Genomic DNA, 4,631 nt, shown 5'->3' on the forward strand with positions numbered 1-4,631 from the left:
GTCATATTTCCTGATTTTTCTAATTTCATAACGCTAAAATAACCATTATTTCTGGAATTTTAAATAAAAACATCAATAAGTTATTAACAATCACATATTTGCATGTTAATAGCCTTGCAAAGGACTCAATATATAATTTATTTTCAAAATTTTAATTTTTTTTTGGCTATTATAATCAAATAAGATATTTTTAAAAATAAAAATTGAGACCTTTGCAAAACTAAAATAAAACAACAGTATTCTTTAATGCGATTAAAAAAATTAATCTTTTTTTTCAATAATTTATAGATTGCTTCTCTATGTTCGTAATGATTAAAAAGGAGTTTTGCAAAGGTTCTACCATTCGAATAAATAGTGAAAGTTATTTGTGAGTAATATTTTATATTCGGTTGGTCTCGTCAAAATGACGAGATGGCTATTTCATCTTTGTAAAATTTTAAAATTATTGATATTTTTCATCATCGATTGGTGTGCTAATTTTTATTTGGTCATATACATTTTATAGATTATTCAGCTGGTATAGCAAAAAACTGATCTTCGCCCCAATAATGTGCACCAAAATTAAAGAACACACAAGCTGTATTAAATTGACCAATTCTGCCCCATAGATAATATCTTTTTACATTTGAGGAACTATTCACAACATGTATAGCACCCCCCGTCATACCATACCGAGAAGGAGCAACAACTCCACCACTAATTAATGGACTACCAATTATATCTGGAGAAAAACTAAATGTTGTACTGCTTTCGCACAAAGTAAAACTTCCCCATAAAGCTCTATCGAAACCAGTATCATCCCACCCAACGGCTCCTCCATTATTTGGTGCTAACAATAAAAAAGCATAAACAATCCATTTACCAGGAGGTAAGTCTATGTATGACCCCACAAAACCAAAAGAAGGGGCAATTGTACTAAAATGATTGGGAATAGTAGCAAAAGTACCTGAAACAGCTCCAGAATAACCACTCGTTTGTAATCGGTTCCACCTATTATTGTACCAATAATAATAACCAGGCGTTACATCGTTAACAGTTGCTGTATTGTAAACAAGCAAACTTGTAACAGGGCTAGTAATGGGCGATGCCGATGTGGTTTGCGTTAAAGCTACACGCGGAATCAAAACACCTTTATTACTAAAACTAACATCCAAGCCAGCACTTGCATCGGGATTGGCACCAGTACTATTAATGGCTACTTGCGAATAAATAGGTAAGAGCTTTAGATTTAATACAACTACTAAAAACAATAATCTGATTAAAAATGTTACTTTTGTGCTCATATATAAAATGTTAAATAATTAAATTCAATAAATACCCAATAGATTTCTATGCAAAAATATAACTAAAAAAATCTAAAATCTAGGGGGTACTCCCCCTAATTGCTTAAAATTTTTAGATATTTATATGTTTTTTTAATTAAAAGGATGAATGATTCCGATTAATTAATACAATATTTTTTTTGAATATATAGTTTTAACTTTAATGATACTATTGATTTATTATCATTTTTTAAAAGATTTTTTTAATTTAAATTTGAACAAAAAATTAAAATCTTTTTTTTAAATGGCTATGAAATAGATTCATATTTAATTTTCATAATGATGAAACAAATTTTTCTTAATCTTAAATTTAAAAAATAATTATACATGAAAAGAAAATTATTGACAGTTGTATTAATATTTATGGTTACATCTATCTCCAGCCAAATTGATACTTTGTTTTTTTATTCAACTATTGATACTAATAAATTAAATGATTACATTAATAAAAAGAACATAAATTTACATTCTAAAGCGTGGATTTATAATTTTTATAAATATAATTATTACATAATAAGACGAAATCACATCGAAGGAAATAAAATATTAAAATATCTAATCAACCATTCTAATTCTATTAACTCAAAATATTACTTAGATCATATTAAATTTTATAAATTATGGCTTTTTACATTATATGATAATGTAGATTCAGTAAATTATTATTTATATTCAATTATAAACAGCAAAGATATAAGCAATAGATTAAAAGTTCGTACATTAAATACTGCAAGTTTTTACTTTGTAAGAAAAAATCTTTCAAAATCGGCTAAGTTATTATATAAAGCCATTGATATCGGCTTAAATGATTCTTTACCGGAACTTTATCATACATTCTTAAATTTATCTGCCATATATTTAAATCTAAATTTAATATCAAAAGCAGAAGAATATTTAAGTATTGGAATGAAATTTAAAAAAATAAATCCTAATCCTATTCTAGATTATTTATACAAGCATAATGAAAATGTTATTTTATATACAAAAATGGAATATAATAAAGCAATAATTAATTTTACAGATATTTATAACTTTATGAAAAAATATAATTTAAATGAATACTTGATAGGCTCTGCTATCAATATTTCGAGAGCCTACTTTTATTCGAATAAGTTTGACTCATCATATTCATATGCCATAAACATATTACCAATTATTAAAAAAGATACTTTAATTAAGAATAGAGAATATTTATCTAGTTACTATTGGCTTTTGAGTGATTTATATATAAACAAAAAGAAAATAGATTCTGCAATTTTTTATTTAACTCAAACTTTAAATGAAGCGAGTGTTACAATGTTGCCCGATATTTATAAAGATTTTTCAATTATTTACTTTAATGAAAACAATAAAGACAGTGCTTATTATTTTGCAAGATTAGCTTATGAATCACAAAATAAAATTTTAGACACACTCAAAACAACAATTGTCAATGAATATGCTAACAAAATAGATTTATTAACTATTGCATTAAATAATAAAAATTTAGAATTGAAACTTATAAAAAGTGAACAAGATAAAAAAAATATTAAAGAAATTATTATTTATTTAAGTATTATATTTTTGTTTGTAACGTCCTTAATTATTTTACTATTAAGATATATTCATATCAAAAAAGTTCATAATTTAAAAGAACTATTCACTCAAGAATTAACAAAATATCAAGAAAAATTAAATCAGCAAATCTCCATGGAACTGCATGATCATATTGGACAATCATTGATATTACTGTCAAGAAATAAAAACATAATAGAAATACCAGAACTTCAAGAAAGTATAAAAGATATCATTAACGAACTACGTCAAATTTCACATCAAGTATTTCCAACATATTTAATTAATAATAATTTTGAGGAAGCATTAAATAAACTCATTTATGAAACGGAAAAAAATAGTCAATTTGTTATTATAAAAGAAATTGACAAAAACATCAATAATATGCCACAAGAAAAAGCATTACATGTATATCGAATTATTCAAGAGCTTTTATCAAACAGCATTAAATATTGCAATGGAAATCTTATTTATATTAAAATTAATACAAATAATGATAATTTTACATTATTGTATAAAGATGTAAGTAATAACATTGAACATAAAAAAATAATAGCTGGATTTGGAATAAACTCAATACATATAAGAACTATCATTTTAAATGGCACATTAGAATATTGGTTTAATAAAGGATTTAATATAAAAATAATATTTTAAAATATATGAACATTTTAATTGTTGAAGATCATCCCTTAATCCGTTTATCTTATAAAAAAATTATGGAAATTTTATTTGATCACTTTAATATTTTTGAAACAGATAATCTTATTGAAACATCAAATATTCTAAAAACACATGAATTAAACTTTGCAATAGTAGATTTAAATTTAAAAGGTATAAGTGGTTTTAATATTATTAAACTTATAAAAAAACAACAACCCTTTTGCAAAATTGCTGTTGTATCGCTCTATGATGAAATTGAAACCATATGGATATGTAAAAAAATTGGTGCAGACGGATTTATATCAAAAACTTGTAACGAAAGAGATTTTGAATCTACATTAAAATTAATATTAGAAAATAATAACTCTTTCATTACAAATAAACAACTTAATGAAAAACTTACTTATTTGTTTTCTGATGATATAAATTATTTTTTTGAAGAATTTTCAAAACTAACAGAAAAAGAAAAAATAGTTTTTAAATTAAAAATAAATCAATTTAAAAACACTGATATATCTAAAACACTCAATATAAAACTCAAAACGGTTGAAAATTACATAACACGAATAAGTACAAAGTGTATTCCCAGTAATTATAACTTCCACGATTTTGTTGAAAAATATAAAAACACCATAAACTTCATTATTTCTCAAGAATAGAAGTTTTAACTTTAATAAATTACAATCCGTTTTTATTAAACTAAAATATGATAAAACCATATTTTTTTGTATTTCATTTTAAATTTAGTTCGTTTTAAATTTCAATACCTTTGCAAAACTCTTTTTTGTCAATACCATCCTTTCCCGTTATTGCAAATGAAGAGTTGGCATTGTGTTTTGATCCCGAGAAATCGGGAGAAGCAATCTTCCCGATGCTCGTTAAAATTGTGTTGTGAGACCTTTGCAAAACTTCTTTTTTGGTCGAGTCCAACCTTTCTCTCGTCATTCTGAGCTTGTCGAATTTCCCGTCATTCTGAGCTTGTCGAAGAATGACCCCATTGCCCATTTTGTTTTGCGTATGGTTATACCTCGACAGGCTCGGTATGACGGTGGGTGTAGAGTTTATTCTTCTAAAAATATTACTTTTTTATTA

The 4,631-nt window shown here is 24.9% G+C and carries 3 protein-coding genes; 2 read left to right on the forward strand and 1 reads right to left on the reverse strand.

Annotated elements, in window-relative coordinates:
- Positions 1-506: 506 nt before the first annotated feature.
- Entirely contained in the window at positions 507-1,283 is a 777-nt protein-coding gene (locus HPY79_12320) for a hypothetical protein (GenBank protein ID NSW46586.1), read from the reverse strand.
- 366 nt (positions 1,284-1,649) lie between these two features.
- Between HPY79_12320 and HPY79_12325 the strand changes: the two genes are divergently transcribed.
- A complete protein-coding gene (locus tag HPY79_12325) occupies positions 1,650-3,533 on the forward strand; it encodes a hypothetical protein (GenBank protein ID NSW46587.1) in 1,884 nt (627 codons plus the stop codon).
- 5 nt (positions 3,534-3,538) lie between these two features.
- Positions 3,539-4,198 (forward strand): response regulator transcription factor, encoded by a 660-nt coding sequence (locus tag HPY79_12330; GenBank protein ID NSW46588.1) that lies wholly within the window; start codon positions 3,539-3,541, stop codon positions 4,196-4,198.
- Positions 4,199-4,631 lie beyond the last annotated feature (433 nt).

It is taken from the genome of Bacteroidales bacterium (assembly GCA_013314715.1).
Classification (GTDB): Bacteria; Bacteroidota; Bacteroidia; order Bacteroidales; family GWA2-32-17; genus Ch61.

What these genes read in the sequence shown, in the direction of transcription:
- HPY79_12320 (NSW46586.1), bottom strand. Translation starts at nt 1,283, where the DNA reads ATGAGCACAAAAGTAACATTTTTAATCAGATTATTGTTTTTAGTAGTT.
- HPY79_12325 (NSW46587.1), top strand. Translation starts at nt 1,650, where the DNA reads ATGAAAAGAAAATTATTGACAGTTGTATTAATATTTATGGTTACATCT.
- HPY79_12330 (NSW46588.1), top strand. Translation starts at nt 3,539, where the DNA reads ATGAACATTTTAATTGTTGAAGATCATCCCTTAATCCGTTTATCTTAT.